Raw genomic sequence first — 14162 nt, 5'->3', positions numbered from 1 at the left:
AACCCCGACTAGGCCCCACGTCCACCCCACGACGGCCATTTTGATCTGCCCTGGAGCACAACATGAAAAAGACACTGGCCGTCCTGGCTGCCGTTCTCTCGCTCGGCGCCCACGCCAATGAAAAACTGATCGTCGGCGCCACCCCGGTGCCGCACGCGGAAATCCTCGAGTTCGTCAAACCGGCCCTGGCCAGGGAAGGCGTGGATCTCGACATCAAGGTGTTCACCGATTTCATCCAGCCCAATCAGCAACTGGCGCTGAAGAACCTCGACGCCAACTATTACCAGTACCGGCCGTTCCTCGATGATTTCAACAAGACCCGCCACACCGACCTGGTGCCGGTGGTCGGCGTGCACATCGAACCCTTCGGCGCTTACTCGACCCGAATCAAGAGCATCGCCGAGCTCAAGGATGGCGCCAGCGTATCGATCCCCAACGACCCGGTGAACACCGGGCGCGCGCTGGTGCTGCTGCACGAGGCGGGGCTGATCAAACTCAAGGACCCCAGCAACACCTTGGCCACGCAGCGCGACATCATCGACAACCCCAAGCATCTGAAAATCCGTGAGCTGGAAGGTGCGCTGCTGGCGCGTTCGGTGAGTCAGGTCGACCTGGCGTTCGTGTTCGCCAACTACGCACTCGAGGCCGGGATCGATACCAACAGTGCGCTGATCGTCGAGAAGGGCAAGAGCCTGTATGTCGAGTTCCTCGTGGCGCGACCGGACAACATCAACGACCCGGGCGTGCAGAAACTGGCCAAGGCGTTGAACTCCGACGCGGTGCGCGAGTTCATCCTGACCCGCTACAAAGGGCAGATTGCTCCCGGTTTCTGATGGACGCTGAGTGAGTTATCCGGTCGGGGGGCGCCAGGCGCTTACAGATAATGCGCCCCCGGTCCGCGCTCACCCAGCACGTCGCCCTGATTGCGCAGCGGACACGCCTCCATCGACAGGCAGCCGCAGCCGATGCAGCCATTGAGGCGGTCGCGCAGCAGCATCAGTTGATTGATCCGCGCGTCCAGCTCGCGGCTCCACTGTTCGGACAGGAGCTTCCAGTCTGCCGCCGTCGGGGCGCGGTTATCGGGCAGCTGTTTCAGCGCCTCGCCGATTTCTGCCAGCGGTATCCCCAGCCGCTGCGCGACCTTGATCAGCGCCACCCGGCGCAACACTTCCCGTGGATAGCGGCGCTGATTGCCGGCATTGCGCTGGCTCTTGATCAAACCCTTGGCTTCATAAAAATGCAGGGCGGTGACCGCGACGCCGCTGCGGGCCGCGACCTCGCCGACGGTCAATTGCTTGTGCACATTGGCGGCGGTGATCATTTGCAAAATTACCTGTTGACCTCTAGTTAACTCGAGGTTTTACCCTTCTGGCCTTCGAGTCGCAAGATTCGCCTGACACACGAGTGGGGACTTTATGCACGCTTCTGCGCAAAACCGCAGCTTCAGCCAATTGATCGAATTCGAGATCGAGCCCCGCCAGCAATCGGCGTTGGTCTCGGCGCTGGCATTGCACAGCGAACACCTGGCCCAGCGTTACCCCGGGTTTCTCAGCGCCAGCGTGCAGGCCAGCGACGACGGCCGCCGCGTGCTGAGTTTTCTCCAGTGGCGGTCCCGCGAAGCGGGCGAGGCGGCGTTGCAGGGCTTTGAAAGCGGCGAGCAGGATTTCTGGCAATTGCTGCGCACCCATCGGGCCCGCACCGTGACCTTCGGTGCATTCCAGGTGCTCAGCAGCATCGCCCGCAGCCCCGATGCCGGGCTGCATTGCCAACTGCTCGGCTAGATCGACAGCTGGATCAGACGCTCGCCTTGCACGTTCTGCGTGGCGCGGCGCTTGTTGACCGCCAGTTCACCGATCTTGATCAGCCGCGTGCGGGTGACGTTGCGGCTCAGCCCGAGCAGTGCGGCGGTGTGCACCTGGTTGTAGTGGCAGAAGCGATACGCCGCGCGCAGCAGGGCGTCCTCGACCTTTTCGTGCAGCGCCCCGGCCTGCTGCTCGAAGAGTTTGTGGAAGGCGCGTTCGAGCAACGCCTGCGCCGAGTCGTCGACGCTGGCGTGCTGATCGTCCGGGCGGTCGATGCGCAGGTTGGACAGGCGCAGGTCATCGCGTTCGATCACGCCGTTGCGGCAGATCAACAGGGTGTGATGGATGACGTTTTCCAGTTCACGGATATTGCCCGGCCAACTGTAGCCCCGCAGTTTGTGCTCGGCGCCGGGGCTGATGCTGACGCGCCCGTAACCCAGGCGCTGGCTGTAGGCTTCGATGAAATGCCGGGTCAGCGGCAGGATGTCGCCGGGGCGTTCGCGCAGCGGGCTCAGTTCCAGGTTGACCACGTTCAGTCGGTAATACAGATCCTCGCGAAAGTGCCCGGCGTTGATGGCTTTTTCCAGTTGCACATTGGTTGCCGCCAGCACGCGCACATCGATCGGGATGCTTTTGCGCGACCCGAGGCGCACCACTTCGCGCTCCTGCAAGACCCGCAGCAGCTTGACCTGGATCGCCATGGGCAAATCGCCGATCTCGTCGAGGAACAACGTGCCGCCGTCCGCCTCTTCGAACCAGCCGGCCTTGGCACTGAGGGCGCCGGTGAAGGCGCCTTTCTCATGGCCGAACAGTTCCGCCTCGACCAGCGATTCGGAGAACGCGCCGCAGTTCACCGCAATGAACGGCCGGTTGCGCCGGTTGCTCAGGTTATGCAGATGCCGCGCCACCAGTTCCTTGCCGGTTCCGGTTTCGCCAATGATCAGCACGCTGGCTTCGCTCGGCGCGACCTGCTGCAGATGCGCCAGCAACGCCTGGGATTTCGGATCTTCGAAGACCTGCGCGGTGGCGCGGATCGACGTGGCCAGGGCAGGTGAGGGCGGTAGGGTCAGCAGTTGCATAAAGCTCGCTCCACGAAAGGAATCAGGAATAGAACGTCGGTACCGGCAGGGACTGGTTCAGCGCCCAGTCGCCCAGCTCATGGAGTTTGTAATCCAGCGGGTCGTGCAAGGTCTGCGTGCGCAGGTTGCGCCAGTGGCGATCGAGGCGCAGCGAGGCGTGGGTCGAACGCGCGCCGGTGACCTCAAACAGCCGACTGCAAATCTCCAGGCCCTGACGGCTGGCGGCGACTTTGGCCGTGGCAATCGCCGTGGCCAGGTGTCCGCGCTCCTCGGCGCTGAGATGCGGGCCTTTGGCCCAGGCCTCGTCGAGCAGTGCGGCGGCGCGTTCCACCAGCAGGCGGATGCCTTCCAGCGCAACCCAGAACTCGCCGTAGTGGGCCAGCACGTAGGGGTCTTCGCGCACTTCGCGCACCGAGGATTTGTGCCACACGCGGGTCTCGCTGAGGGTGTATTGCCGCGCCTCGGCAAACGCACCTTCGGCGATGCCGAGAAACATGTGGGTGAAGGTCAGTTGCGCGATCAGTGGCCGCAGGCAGGCGAATGGCGTGCTCAGCGGACCCGGGTCGAGCAGCAGTTCCGATTCTTCGACCCGCACCCGCTCGAAGGTGGCGCTGCCGCTGTCGGTCTGGCGCTGGCCGATGTTGTTCCAGTCGTTGTGCAGGGTGATGCCGCTGCGCCCGCTGGGGATTGCGGCGATCACCAGTTTGCCGCCGTTGCTGTCGTCCACCGCCGAGGCAATCAGCATCTGCGAATCGCTGGCGCCGGAGCAGAAGCTCTTCTTGCCGGAAAACTCGCGCCAGCCGCCGAGGTCCCTGACCACGGTGCGGGTGTCCAGCGGATTCAGGGCATTGCCCCAGAACCAGTTCTGCCGAGCGGTCTGCTCGAACCACGGCTGCCATTGTTCGGGGCGGGAAAACAGTCGCACCGTGGCCAGCATCAAGTGGTGAAAACCGAAGACGTGGGCAATCGAACTGTCGACCCTGGCGAACTCGCGGACGATCTCCAGGGTTTCGCTCCAGCGCGCGCCGAGGCCGCCGTAGCGGGTGGGGATGCTCAGGGCCAGCAGGCCGCTGTCGCGCAGGGCATCGCGCTCGGCTTTCGGCGTGCCGCCGCGTTCGTCGCGTTCGACGGCGGTCAAAGCAAATTCGCCGGCCAGCTGGCGGGCGGTCTGCAACGGGGAGAGCAGGGTACTTTGCGGTTTGGCGGTCACACGGGGTTCCTCATCAGTCTCGACGGCCGCCCTCTGGCCGGGCGGTAGTGGCGAGGGCACAAGTGTCCTCGCCAGCGCTGGCCGGCGCTCAAAGGCATGCGATTGTTCAGGCCTTGCCGTTGGCCGGCAGCACATCGTTGGCAACCATTTCGCCAAAGGGTCCGGTGAGGTTGGTCACACCGCGTCCGGCCAGGCTCGCGTAGGGTTCCGGCAGCAGCGGAAACACCAGTTCGGCGAAGCGATAGGCCTCTTCCAGGTGCGGATAACCGGAGAAAATGAAGCTGTCGATGCCGAGGTCGGCGTATTCCTTGATGCGTGCCGCCACTTGCTGCGGGTCGCCGACCAGGGCCGTGCCGGCGCCGCCGCGGACCAGGCCCACGCCGGCCCACAGGTTGGGGGCGATTTCCAGGTTGTCGCGGCGACCGTTGTGCAGCGCGGCCATGCGCCGCTGGCCTTCGGAGTCGAAGCGGGAAAAGGAGTTCTGCGCGGCCGCGATGGTTTCGTCGCTGATGTGCTCGATCAGTTTGTCCGCGGCTTTCCAGGCGTCTTCGGCGGTTTCGCGAACGATCACATGCAGGCGAATACCGAATTTCACTTGCCGCCCGTGACGCGCCGCACGCTCGCGCACATCGGCGAGTTTCGCCGCGACGGCGGCCGGCGGCTCGCCCCAGGTCAGGTACACGTCGACCTGCTCGGCGGCCAGATCGTGGGCGGCGTCGGACGAGCCGCCGAAGTACAGCGGCGGGTAGGGTTTCTGCACCGGTGGATACAGCGCCTTGGCGTTCTGCACCTGCAGATGCTTGCCCTCGAAATCCACCGCTTCGCCTTGCAGCACCCGGCGCCAGATCCGCAGGAATTCGTCGCTGACTTCATAGCGTTCGCTGTGGCTGAGGAAGCTGCCGTCACCGCGGTTTTCATCGGGATCGCCGCCGGTCACGACGTTGATCAGCAGGCGGCCGTTGGACAGCCGATCGAGGGTGGCGGCCATGCGCGCCGACACTGTCGGCGAAATGATTCCCGGCCGGATCGCCACCAGATAGCGCAGGCGTTCGGTCAACGGCACCAGCGCCGAGGCGATCACCCACGAGTCTTCGCAGGAGCGCCCGGTGGGAATCAGTACGCCGTAATAGCCGAGGCTGTCGGCGGCCTGGGCCACTTGCTTCAAATAGTTGAGGGTCACCGGGCGCGCGCCTTGGGTGGTGCCCAGGTAATGGCCGTCGCCGTGGGTCGGCAGGAACCAGAAAACATCCATGAACGACTCCTCAGGCGATTTTCAGCAGGGGTTTGATTTGCGTGCCGAACAGGGGCGCGGCGCGCTCGGCGGCCAGGCGGATACGTGCTCTGAGCGCCTCGCTGGTGATCTGGTAATCGGCGAAGTCGGCTTCGCTGGCGTAGACGCCGATCGGCAGGGTCACGGCCTGGAAGAAACTGAACAGCGGGCGCAACTGGTGATCGAGCACCAGGGCGTGGCGTTCGCTGCCACCGGTGGCGGCAAGCAGCACCGGCGTGTCGATCAGCGCGTTGAGGTCGATCAGGTCGAACAGATGCTTGAGCAGGCCCGGGTAGGAGCCGCGGTACACCGGCGCGGCCACGATCAGCAAATCGGCTTGTTCGATGGCTTGCAGTTCGGCTTCGATGGCCTCCGGCAGTTCCTGGCGCGACAGGGCCGCACCGAGGGGGCGGGCGATGTCGCCGAGTTCGATCAGGTGACTGTCGATGGCCAGGTGGCCGGACAGTTCGGCCAGCAGGGCCTGGGTCAGCACCAGGGTGCGCGACGGACGCCAGGTTCCGCCGGACAGGGCAACGACTTTCAGTGGACGCGACATCATCAGTTCCTTTTTCAACAGTTGCTCGGCGAGCAGTGATCAGAAGTAGTCACCGGGGCAGAGCAAGCGCTGTACCAATTCCTGGAAAGCCCGGTTTACGCGGCTTCAAGCGTTCGTCCGGGGCAGCGCGGTGTGTTTATCCAGCGGCTTTGCTGAACGGCTGTTGCTCTGGCAACAGTTGCTGGAGCAACAGTGGCGAGCGCGATGAACGTTTTATAAAGCCTGCCTGTTATTCCGTAAAAGACTGTTAATTGCTATTGATAGGTCTTTTGTGAATAAGAAAGCGCTGGTTTTCGCATTCCTGATAGCCACTATCGAGCGTGTTGATTTCTGCTCGAACGAGCCCGGGCGTAGCCTTTCTCCATCGACTCCCATTGCTCGCCAGGACGCTCCCCATGAATCGTTTACTGACCGTTTCCCTGCTTCTCGCCGTCTCCGTACTTGCCGGTTGTGCCAGCCATGTATCCCCGGAACTGCGCCCCTACACGGCGGAAGAAACTCGCGAACTGGCGTTGGAAACCCTCAATCGTCGGGGCCTGTCCTTCGATGAATACCACGCGAAAAAAGCCGAATTGCTCGGCCAGCCACAGAGGACTTTCGGCTTTGACAACAAGGGTGAGATGAGCGCCGAACGAGCCGTACAGCTGCACGGTCGTCCTAGCTGATCGAAAACTGTACTGGTCGAAGTTTTGCCCAACTGTCCATGGGTTCGCCCGGCGTGGTGCGATAGGGTCTACGTCTGAACGACCCTACGGACTGCCTGCCATGAACCTCTCTCTCGACCTGCTGCTGGGCTTTGCCCTGTTTGCCCTTGTCACCTCGATCACTCCGGGGCCGAACAACACCATGTTGCTGGCATCGGGGGTGAACTTCGGCTTTAACCGCACCATTCCGCATATGCTCGGCATTAGCTGCGGCTTCTTTGTGTTGGTGGTCGCGGTGGGCTTCGGCCTCGGCGCCGTGTTCCAGACCTATCCTCTGCTCTATACCGTGTTGCGCTACGTCGGCGCGGCGTACTTGTTGTACCTGGCGTGGAAAATCGCCCATTCCGGTCCCGTCGGCGACAACGAGCAAGGTGAGGCCAAGCCGATCAGCTACCTCGGTGCGGCGGCGTTCCAGTGGGTCAACCCCAAGGCGTGGATCATGGCCATCGGCGCCATCAGCACGTACACGCCGATGCAGGGTTATTTCACCAATGTGGTGGTGATCGCGGCGGTGTTCGCCATCATCAACCTGCCAAGCGTCGGCGTCTGGGCGGCGTGCGGCACGTTGTTGCGCAACGTGCTCAAGGATCGCCGCTGGCTGCGTCTGTTCAACTGGGGCATGGCCGCGCTGCTGGTGATTTCCCTGTATCCGCTGCTGCTGGAAAGCTTTCGCTGACGCATTGCTTCAACCGCCGGCCCGATGCCTGTTAAAGTCGCGTGCAGGAGCGTTCCTACGCACTTTGAAATGAAGCCCTACTTCTTTAACGGCATCCGATCAGGTATTGATGACGCTCTCGAATTCCGGCGCGGCCCACAAGGCTGCGCCGTGCCATTTGCAGACACGAGCCTCCTGATCCCGGAACACGCTCTGCGAGTCTTTTATGAACAAACGTCCGCTGTATTTCGATTACGCCGCGACCACGCCGGTCGACGAGCGGGTCATCCAGGTGATGATCGAGTGTCTGGGGTTGCACGGTAACTTCGGCAATCCCGCTTCAAGCTCCCATGCGTTCGGCCAGCAGGCCCGGCACACGGTCGAGCAGGCACGGCGCCAGGTCGCCGACCTGGTCGGTGCCCAGGCGCAGCAGATCGTCTGGACGTCCGGCGCCACCGAATCCAACAACCTCGCCCTCAAGGGCGTGGCGCAGGCGCGCGGCGTGTCCGGCGGCCATATCATCACCAGCCAGATCGAACACAAGGCCATCCTCGATACCGCCCGGCAATTGCAGGACGCCGGTGTCGCCGTGACCTATCTGGTACCGGACGCCGAGGGCCTCATCACCGCGCAGGCCGTCAGCGAGGCGATGCGCGAGGACACCTTCCTGGTGTCGCTGATGCTGGTCAACAACGAACTGGGCACCGTCAACGACATCCCGGCCATCGGCGAAGTGGTGCGCAACCGTGGCGCGCTGTTTCATGTCGATGCGGCCCAGGGGGCCGGTAAAGTGGCGATCGACCTGGCACAGTGGCCCGTCGACCTGATGTCGTTTTCCGCGCACAAACTCTACGGGCCCAAGGGGATCGGCGCGCTGTATGTCGGTCCGCGTGCGCAGCAGCGGCTGCAGGCGCAGATCCATGGCGGCGGTCACGAAGGCGGTTTGCGCTCCGGCACGCTGGCAACCCATCAGATTGCCGCGATGGGGGCAGCGTTTGCCCTGGCTGCCGAGGTGTTCACGCAAGAGAAGGCCCGCATCGCTGCGCTGCGCGAGCAGTTGCTCGAACAACTGCTCAGCCTGCCCGGCGTGCGCCTGAACGGCAGCGCCAGCCAGCGCATCCCGCACACCTTGAGCCTGACCTTCAGCGAAGGCGAGTTCGACAGCGCCGCGTTGAGTCATGCCATCGCGTTTTCCGCGACGTCGGCGTGCAATTCCGCCAGTAATGCGCCGTCCCACGTCCTGCTGGCGCTGGGGCATGACGCGCGTCTCGCCGGCCGCACCATCCGCCTGAGCCTCGGCCGTTTCACCAGCGCCGAAGACGTCGAGCAGGCCGCGCAACTGATCAAGACCGCCTGCGCCAGTGCCCCGGCATTCTGGGCGACCGGGCTGTGAAAAAACGCCGAACGTGATCGGCACCGAACAATAACGATGAAGTGGTTAGCAGGAGACATGATGAGTACCCAGACTTTGACCGAAGGCGCGGTGCCCCGGCGCCTGGCGCAGACCCGTGAACTGATGCGCCGCGAAGGCATTCACGCGCTGCTGGTGCCTTCCGCCGACCCGCACCTGTCGGAATACCTGCCGGGTTACTGGCAGGGCCGGCAGTGGCTGTCGGGTTTCCACGGTTCGGTCGGCACGCTGATTGTCACCGCGGATTTCGCCGGGGTCTGGGCCGACAGTCGGTACTGGGAACAGGCGACCAAGGAACTCAAGGGCAGCGGTATCGACCTGGTCAAGCTGCAACCGGGGCAGCCGGGACCGCTGGACTGGCTGGCCGAGCAGACCCCTGAGGGTGGCGTGGTAGCGGTCGATGGCGCGGTAATGGCCGTGGCTTCGGCGCGCACGCTGGGCAGCAAGCTCGAAGCTCGCGGCGCACGCCTGCGCACCGACCTCGACCTGCTGCAGCAAGTCTGGAGCGACCGTCCGCCGCTGCCCAACGCACCGATCTACCAGCACCTGCCGCCGCAGGCGACCGTCAGCCGTGGCGAAAAGCTCGCCAGCCTGCGTGAAACCCTGGCAGAGCGGGGCGCTGACTGGCACTTCATCGCCACCCTCGACGACATTGCCTGGCTGTTCAACCTGCGTGGCGGTGACGTGTCGTTCAACCCGGTGTTCGTCTCCTTCGCCCTGATCGGCAAAGACCAGGCCACGCTGTTTGTCGCCCTGAGCAAGGTCGATGCGCAGTTGCGCGCGGTGCTGGAACAGGATGGCGTCACCCTGCGCGACTACAGCGAAGTGGCCGACGCCTTGCGCGCAGTGCCGGCGGGCGCGAGCTTGCTGGTCGACCCGGCGCGCGTTACCTGCGGTCTGCTGGATAACCTCGACAGCGCGGTGAAACTGGTCGAAGGCCTGAACCCGACGACCCTGGCCAAATCGCAGAAGAGCCTGGCCGACGCCGAGCATATCCGCCGGGCCATGGAGCAGGACGGCGCGGCGCTGTGCGAATTCTTTGCCTGGCTGGAATCGGCCTGGGGGCGTGAGCGCATCACCGAACTGACCATCGACGAAAAACTCACCGCCGCCCGCGAGCGTCGCCCGGATTATGTGTCGCTGAGTTTCAACACCATCGCGGCGTTCAACGCCAATGGCGCGATGCCGCATTACCACGCCACCGAAGAAGAACACGCGGTGATCGAGGGTGATGGCCTGCTGCTGATCGACTCCGGCGGCCAGTATCTGGGAGGCACCACCGACATCACCCGCATGGTGCCGGTCGGTACGCCGACCGCCGAGCAGAAACGCGATTGCACCCGGGTGCTCAAGGGCGTGATCGCGCTGTCGCGGGCGCAGTTCCCGAAAGGCATTCTCTCGCCATTGCTGGATGCCATCGCCCGCGCGCCGATCTGGGCCGACAGCGTCGACTACGGACACGGCACCGGGCATGGCGTCGGCTACTTCCTCAACGTTCATGAAGGTCCGCAGGTGATCGCCTATCAGGCAGCGCCGGCACCACAGACTGCCATGCAAGCGGGGATGATCACTTCCATCGAGCCGGGCACCTACCGTCCGGGCCGTTGGGGCGTGCGCATCGAAAACCTGGCGATGAACCGCGAGGCGGGAAGCAGCGAGTTCGGCGAATTCCTCAAGTTCGAAACGCTGACCCTGTGCCCGATCGACACCCGTTGCCTGGAGCCGGCGCTGCTGACCGAGGAAGATAAGCAGTGGTTCAACGCCTATCACGCCGAAGTGCGCGAGCGCCTGAGCCCGTTGCTCGACGGTGCGGCGCTGGAATGGTTGCACACCCGCACCGCGGCGATCTGAAGGCATGCAACTCAGGCGCTGTCGCCAGCGCTTGAGGCATGTGCTCGGCCTATGAATCGCCAGGGCGTCTGCTGAGCGTCAGGCCAGTGCCTGCGCGACGAAGTCGAGGCGATCCTGGCCGAAGAACAACTGATTGCCGACGAACATGCTCGGCGCGCCGAACACGCCACGTTTGATGGCGGTTTCGGTGTTGTCCTTGAGTGCGGCTTTGACGGCCTCGTCGTGGGTCAACGCCAGCACCTCCTCAGGATTGAAGCCATGCTCGGCCAGCACAGCTGCGACGGTTGCTGGCTCGTCCAGACTGCGCCCCTCGACCCACAGCGCAGTGAACAGACAATCGATAAAGGCCAGGAAGCGTTGCGGCTGGCGCAGTTGCACGCCGGTGACAGCGCGCATCAGCATCAGCGTGTTGATCGGAAAGTGCGGGTTGAATTTCAGCGGTACGCCGTAGCGTTTCGCGTAGCGGTCAAGGTCCTGGAACATGTAGCGGCCCTTGGCCGGAATCATCGCCGGCGACGCATTGCCGGTGGCTTTGAACACCCCGCCCAGCAACATCGGGATATAGATCAGCTGACTGCCGGTGTCGGCACAGATTTTTGGCAGTTGGGTGTACGCCAGGTAAGTAGCGGGGCTGCCAAGGTCGAAGTAGAACTCCACGGTTTTGCTCATAGTCGCTGCGCTCTTTTTTGTTATGGGGATTTACCAGCGTTCGTTCCACGGACGCAGATCCAGCTCGAACGTCCAGGCGTCCCGTGGCTGGCGGTGCAGATACCAGTAGTTCTCGGCGATGTGCTCGGGATCGAGGATGCCGTCCTGATCCTTGGTGGCGTATTTGTCGGGGAAGTTGTCGCGGATGAAGTCAGTATCGATGGCGCCATCGACCACCACGTGCGCGACATGAATGTTCATCGGCCCCAGCTCCCTGGCCATGCTTTGCGCCAGTGCGCGAATGCCGTGCTTGGCCCCGGCGAATGCGGCGAAGCCCGAAGCACCGCGTAAGCCGGCGGTGGCACCGGTGAACAGGATCGTGCCGCGACGTCGCTCGACCATGCGTTTGGCCACCTCACGGGCATTGAGAAACCCCGAGAAGCAGGCCATCTCCCAGATCTTGAAATACTTGCGCGCGGTTTCTTCGAGGATGCTGCACGGCACGTTGGCGCCGATGTTGAAGACGAACGCTTCGATCGGCCCGATGCGGGTTTCGATGTCTTCGATCAGTGCGATCACCTCGTCTTCCTTGCGTGCATCACAGGCAAATCCGTGGGCCTGCCCGCCGTCGGCCTGGATGGCTTGCACCAATGGCTGCAATTTGTCAGCACTGCGTCGTGTGACGCAGGCAATGAAACCCTCTTTGGCAAAGCGTCGGGCAATGGCGCCTCCGGTGGCATCGCCGGCACCGACCACCAATACGACCTTGTTGTTATTCATGGGTTATCCCTTTAGTAAACGATCGTTAAGTGAACGAACGTTATGCTAGGATCCGCCCAGCGTCAAGGCAGCCATTCTGAGGAACAATCCATGCGTTACTCCGCCAGCCATAAACTGGAAACCCGCGAAAAACTGCTGCAAAGCAGCGCGCTGTCGGCGAAGAAGTCTGGCTTCTCTTCGGTGGGCGTCGATGGCCTGATGAAGGCGATCGGCTTGAGCGGTGCCGCGTTCTACAGCCATTTTTCCTCGAAAAACGAGTTGTTCACGGCGATCGTCGAGCGCGAGCTGAAGCAAAGCCTGGAGCGCCTGGGCGGCGAGGAGACTCAGGATCGGCAGCGTCTGCAGCGCTGTCTCAAGCACTACCTGAGCATGGCGCATGTCGAGCAGCCCGAGTCTGGATGCGCCTTGCCGGCGCTGGGAGCAGAGATCGCCCGGGCGGATGAGTCGGTGCGCGAGCAGGCCGAGCTATGGATCTGCCGGCTGCAGCAGAGCTGGGCACACATACTGGAGAGCGACAGCCTGGCCTGGGCCATTCTGTCGCAATGTGTCGGGGCTTTGGTGGTAGCGCGCATGCTGGCCACGCCGCAGATTCAGCGTAGGGTCCTGCAGTCCAGCCATCAGGAGATCGTTCGTCAGCTCGATGGGCAATGCGCTGAATGAAGTGGCATCGAACTATTTGCAGATGACGATCATGCTGCGGCTGGTATAGCCGGCCGGGTTCAGGCCGAACGGATAATCACCCGGTTCCTCCACGGCGTCGCCCGATTTGGCGATGACTTTGTAACCCTTGGGGGCGCAGGAGTTGGCGGCGCTGGTGTAGCACTTGTCCCAGGAGGACGAGAGCCCCGAGCAATTGATGTGCAGGCCTTTCTTGCCGTGCTTCACCTGGGTTTTCGATGTCGCCGCGCAGCCCGTAACCGCAAGTACGGCGATCAATATCAAAATTCGTTTCATTACCATCCTTAATGGCGGCCTCGAGTCTGACGCCCGGGTCTGCCCGTATTCGCTGGCGCTGTAAGCGTTCTGATGTCCCTGTCCGAAAAAGTCCATGCCTGGCATTGGGTTACGCGGCTAAACATGGCCTAAATGCGCGCCAAATACCAGACCTAAGTCAAAACCGCTGTCAATCCGCCGCAACCGCGGGCTTGGCGGCCGCCCCCATCGTCATGGTGGCCCCCACGGAGGCGAGAATGATGCAGAGGATCGCCATCCATTGCGCAAAAGTCAGGTATTCCTGCAGGAACAGCAAACCCGACAGCGCGCCGAATGCCGGCTCGATACTCATCAACGTACCGAAGGTGCGCGCCGGCATTCGCGTCAGGGCGACCATTTCCAGGGTGTAGGGCAGGGCAGTGGAGAGAATCGCCACACCAATGGCCACCGGGATCAACGAAGGCGTCAGCAGAGCGGCACCGGCATGGACGATGCCTATGGGCGCAACGAACAGCGCGGCGATCATGACGCCCAGTGCCGCCGTGGTGACACCGTTGTCGGCACCGGCCTTTTGCCCGAACAGAATGTAAAGCGCCCAGCAGGCGCCGGCACCCAAGGCATATCCGGCGCCGACCAGGTCGAGCCCGGCTGAGGTCGCTCCCGTCGGAATCAGCAGGAAGAGGCCAATGGCGGCGAGGGCGATCCAGAGGAAATCGATGGCGCGGCGGGATGCGTAAATGGCTACTGCCAGGGGGCCGGTGAACTCCAGCGCGACTGCAATCCCCAGTGGCACCGTGCGCAATGACATATAGAAGAGGAAGTTCATCCCGCCCAGGGCCATTCCGTAGACAATCACCGTGCGCAGGGATTTGGCCGTCAGCTTCGCTCTCCAGGGACGCAGCAGGAGCAGCATGATTACGCTGGCGAATATCAGGCGCAGTGTCGTTGTCCCTTGGGCGCCCACAATCGGAAACATGCTTTTGGCCAGCGAGGCTCCGGACTGAATCGACGCCATGGCTATTAATAGCAGGCCAACCGGAAACAGGATTGAGGCCAGGCTGCGGGGTTGGTCATTCATTGCGCGGGTCGTCCGAGAGGGTAGCAGGAGGTGGTATTGGTTGAATTGGGCAATATAGTGCGCATGGATTGCTGGCGCGTCTATATAGAAGCGGGCATTTCATGCCGGTTGATAGAAAAATGAAATTAACTGTTGACGGCAGATTCTGGAGGTCTATAATTCGCCCCACTTCCGGCGCAGTCGAA

The 14162-nt window shown here is 62.9% G+C and carries 16 protein-coding genes; 7 read left to right on the top strand and 9 right to left on the bottom strand.

What is annotated here, in order from left to right; genetic code table 11:
- Positions 1-62 precede the first annotated feature (62 nt).
- Positions 63-833, top strand: a complete 771-nt coding sequence (locus QRN70_RS24960; protein ID WP_285420543.1) for a MetQ/NlpA family ABC transporter substrate-binding protein — start codon at positions 63-65, stop codon at positions 831-833.
- 41 nt (positions 834-874) lie between these two features.
- On the opposite strand, the gene soxR is transcribed toward QRN70_RS24960, so the two are convergent.
- Complete coding sequence (gene soxR / locus QRN70_RS24955; protein WP_285420542.1) at positions 875-1321, bottom strand: redox-sensitive transcriptional activator SoxR; 447 nt, start codon at positions 1319-1321, stop codon at positions 875-877.
- Between the two features lie 94 nt (positions 1322-1415).
- On the opposite strand from soxR, the gene QRN70_RS24950 reads away from it, so the two are divergent.
- A complete protein-coding gene (locus tag QRN70_RS24950; protein ID WP_285420541.1) occupies positions 1416-1781 on the top strand; it encodes an antibiotic biosynthesis monooxygenase in 366 nt (121 codons plus the stop codon).
- On the opposite strand, the gene QRN70_RS24945 is transcribed toward QRN70_RS24950, so the two are convergent.
- The 4 genes from QRN70_RS24945 to msuE form a co-directional block, all read right to left on the bottom strand.
- On the bottom strand, positions 1778-2881 hold the full coding sequence (locus tag QRN70_RS24945; RefSeq protein ID WP_285420540.1) for a sigma-54 interaction domain-containing protein: 1104 nt from the start codon (positions 2879-2881) through the stop codon (positions 1778-1780). The genes QRN70_RS24950 and QRN70_RS24945 overlap by 4 nt on opposite strands.
- A 22-nt stretch (positions 2882-2903) precedes the next feature.
- Positions 2904-4091 (bottom strand): acyl-CoA dehydrogenase family protein, encoded by a 1188-nt coding sequence (locus QRN70_RS24940; protein ID WP_285420539.1) that lies wholly within the window; start codon positions 4089-4091, stop codon positions 2904-2906.
- Between the two features lie 106 nt (positions 4092-4197).
- A complete protein-coding gene (gene ssuD / locus QRN70_RS24935) occupies positions 4198-5343 on the bottom strand; it encodes an FMNH2-dependent alkanesulfonate monooxygenase (protein ID WP_285420538.1) in 1146 nt (381 codons plus the stop codon).
- 10 nt (positions 5344-5353) lie between these two features.
- The gene (gene msuE / locus QRN70_RS24930; RefSeq protein ID WP_285420537.1) at positions 5354-5917 is read right to left on the bottom strand and encodes an FMN reductase; all 564 of its coding nucleotides are present in this window, start codon (positions 5915-5917) and stop codon (positions 5354-5356) included.
- A gap of 395 nt (positions 5918-6312) precedes the next feature.
- On the opposite strand from msuE, the gene QRN70_RS24925 reads away from it, so the two are divergent.
- The 4 genes from QRN70_RS24925 (at position 6313) to QRN70_RS24910 (ending at position 10538) form a co-directional block, all read left to right on the top strand.
- Positions 6313-6582, top strand: coding sequence for a hypothetical protein (locus QRN70_RS24925; RefSeq protein ID WP_285420536.1), 270 nt, complete (start codon positions 6313-6315; stop codon positions 6580-6582).
- Between the two features lie 100 nt (positions 6583-6682).
- Entirely contained in the window at positions 6683-7297 is a 615-nt protein-coding gene (locus QRN70_RS24920; RefSeq protein WP_285420535.1) for a LysE family translocator, read from the top strand.
- A gap of 205 nt (positions 7298-7502) precedes the next feature.
- On the top strand, positions 7503-8669 hold the full coding sequence (locus tag QRN70_RS24915) for an aminotransferase class V-fold PLP-dependent enzyme (protein ID WP_285420534.1): 1167 nt from the start codon (positions 7503-7505) through the stop codon (positions 8667-8669).
- A 60-nt stretch (positions 8670-8729) separates the two neighbouring features.
- Positions 8730-10538 (top strand): aminopeptidase P family protein, encoded by a 1809-nt coding sequence (locus tag QRN70_RS24910; protein ID WP_285420533.1) that lies wholly within the window; start codon positions 8730-8732, stop codon positions 10536-10538.
- A 78-nt stretch (positions 10539-10616) separates the two neighbouring features.
- On the opposite strand, the gene QRN70_RS24905 is transcribed toward QRN70_RS24910, so the two are convergent.
- Together QRN70_RS24905 and QRN70_RS24900 are read right to left on the bottom strand one after the other, a co-directional pair.
- Complete coding sequence (locus tag QRN70_RS24905) at positions 10617-11207, bottom strand: 2-hydroxychromene-2-carboxylate isomerase (protein ID WP_285420532.1); 591 nt, start codon at positions 11205-11207, stop codon at positions 10617-10619.
- A 30-nt stretch (positions 11208-11237) separates the two neighbouring features.
- On the bottom strand, positions 11238-11966 hold the full coding sequence (locus QRN70_RS24900; RefSeq protein WP_285420531.1) for an SDR family oxidoreductase: 729 nt from the start codon (positions 11964-11966) through the stop codon (positions 11238-11240).
- Positions 11967-12056: 90 nt separating this feature from the next.
- Here QRN70_RS24900 and QRN70_RS24895 point away from each other — a divergent pair, with 90 nt between their 5' ends.
- Entirely contained in the window at positions 12057-12626 is a 570-nt protein-coding gene (locus QRN70_RS24895) for a TetR/AcrR family transcriptional regulator (protein WP_285420530.1), read from the top strand.
- 12 nt (positions 12627-12638) lie between these two features.
- On the opposite strand, the gene QRN70_RS24890 is transcribed toward QRN70_RS24895, so the two are convergent.
- Together QRN70_RS24890 and rhtA are read right to left on the bottom strand one after the other, a co-directional pair.
- Positions 12639-12920, bottom strand: a complete 282-nt coding sequence (locus QRN70_RS24890) for a hypothetical protein (RefSeq protein ID WP_285420529.1) — start codon at positions 12918-12920, stop codon at positions 12639-12641.
- Positions 12921-13089: 169 nt separating this feature from the next.
- Positions 13090-13977: a threonine/homoserine exporter RhtA gene (gene rhtA, locus QRN70_RS24885; protein ID WP_285420528.1), complete on the bottom strand. Its 888-nt coding sequence runs from the start codon at positions 13975-13977 to the stop codon at positions 13090-13092.
- Between the last annotated feature and the right edge of the window lie 185 nt (positions 13978-14162).

The sequence above is a fragment of the Pseudomonas sp. efr-133-TYG-5 genome (genome assembly GCF_030209175.1).
Classification (GTDB): Bacteria; Pseudomonadota; Gammaproteobacteria; order Pseudomonadales; family Pseudomonadaceae; genus Aquipseudomonas.
This window is presented reverse-complemented; position numbering and strand designations above follow the sequence as displayed.

What these genes read in the sequence shown, in the direction of transcription:
- QRN70_RS24960 (WP_285420543.1), top strand. Translation starts at nt 63, where the DNA reads ATGAAAAAGACACTGGCCGTCCTGGCTGCCGTTCTCTCGCTCGGCGCC.
- soxR (WP_285420542.1), bottom strand. Translation starts at nt 1,321, where the DNA reads ATGATCACCGCCGCCAATGTGCACAAGCAATTGACCGTCGGCGAGGTC.
- QRN70_RS24950 (WP_285420541.1), top strand. Translation starts at nt 1,416, where the DNA reads ATGCACGCTTCTGCGCAAAACCGCAGCTTCAGCCAATTGATCGAATTC.
- QRN70_RS24945 (WP_285420540.1), bottom strand. Translation starts at nt 2,881, where the DNA reads ATGCAACTGCTGACCCTACCGCCCTCACCTGCCCTGGCCACGTCGATC.
- ssuD (WP_285420538.1), bottom strand. Translation starts at nt 5,343, where the DNA reads ATGGATGTTTTCTGGTTCCTGCCGACCCACGGCGACGGCCATTACCTG.
- msuE (WP_285420537.1), bottom strand. Translation starts at nt 5,917, where the DNA reads ATGTCGCGTCCACTGAAAGTCGTTGCCCTGTCCGGCGGAACCTGGCGT.
- QRN70_RS24925 (WP_285420536.1), top strand. Translation starts at nt 6,313, where the DNA reads ATGAATCGTTTACTGACCGTTTCCCTGCTTCTCGCCGTCTCCGTACTT.
- QRN70_RS24920 (WP_285420535.1), top strand. Translation starts at nt 6,683, where the DNA reads ATGAACCTCTCTCTCGACCTGCTGCTGGGCTTTGCCCTGTTTGCCCTT.
- QRN70_RS24915 (WP_285420534.1), top strand. Translation starts at nt 7,503, where the DNA reads ATGAACAAACGTCCGCTGTATTTCGATTACGCCGCGACCACGCCGGTC.
- QRN70_RS24910 (WP_285420533.1), top strand. Translation starts at nt 8,730, where the DNA reads ATGAGTACCCAGACTTTGACCGAAGGCGCGGTGCCCCGGCGCCTGGCG.
- QRN70_RS24905 (WP_285420532.1), bottom strand. Translation starts at nt 11,207, where the DNA reads ATGAGCAAAACCGTGGAGTTCTACTTCGACCTTGGCAGCCCCGCTACT.
- QRN70_RS24900 (WP_285420531.1), bottom strand. Translation starts at nt 11,966, where the DNA reads ATGAATAACAACAAGGTCGTATTGGTGGTCGGTGCCGGCGATGCCACC.
- QRN70_RS24895 (WP_285420530.1), top strand. Translation starts at nt 12,057, where the DNA reads ATGCGTTACTCCGCCAGCCATAAACTGGAAACCCGCGAAAAACTGCTG.
- QRN70_RS24890 (WP_285420529.1), bottom strand. Translation starts at nt 12,920, where the DNA reads ATGAAACGAATTTTGATATTGATCGCCGTACTTGCGGTTACGGGCTGC.
- rhtA (WP_285420528.1), bottom strand. Translation starts at nt 13,977, where the DNA reads ATGAATGACCAACCCCGCAGCCTGGCCTCAATCCTGTTTCCGGTTGGC.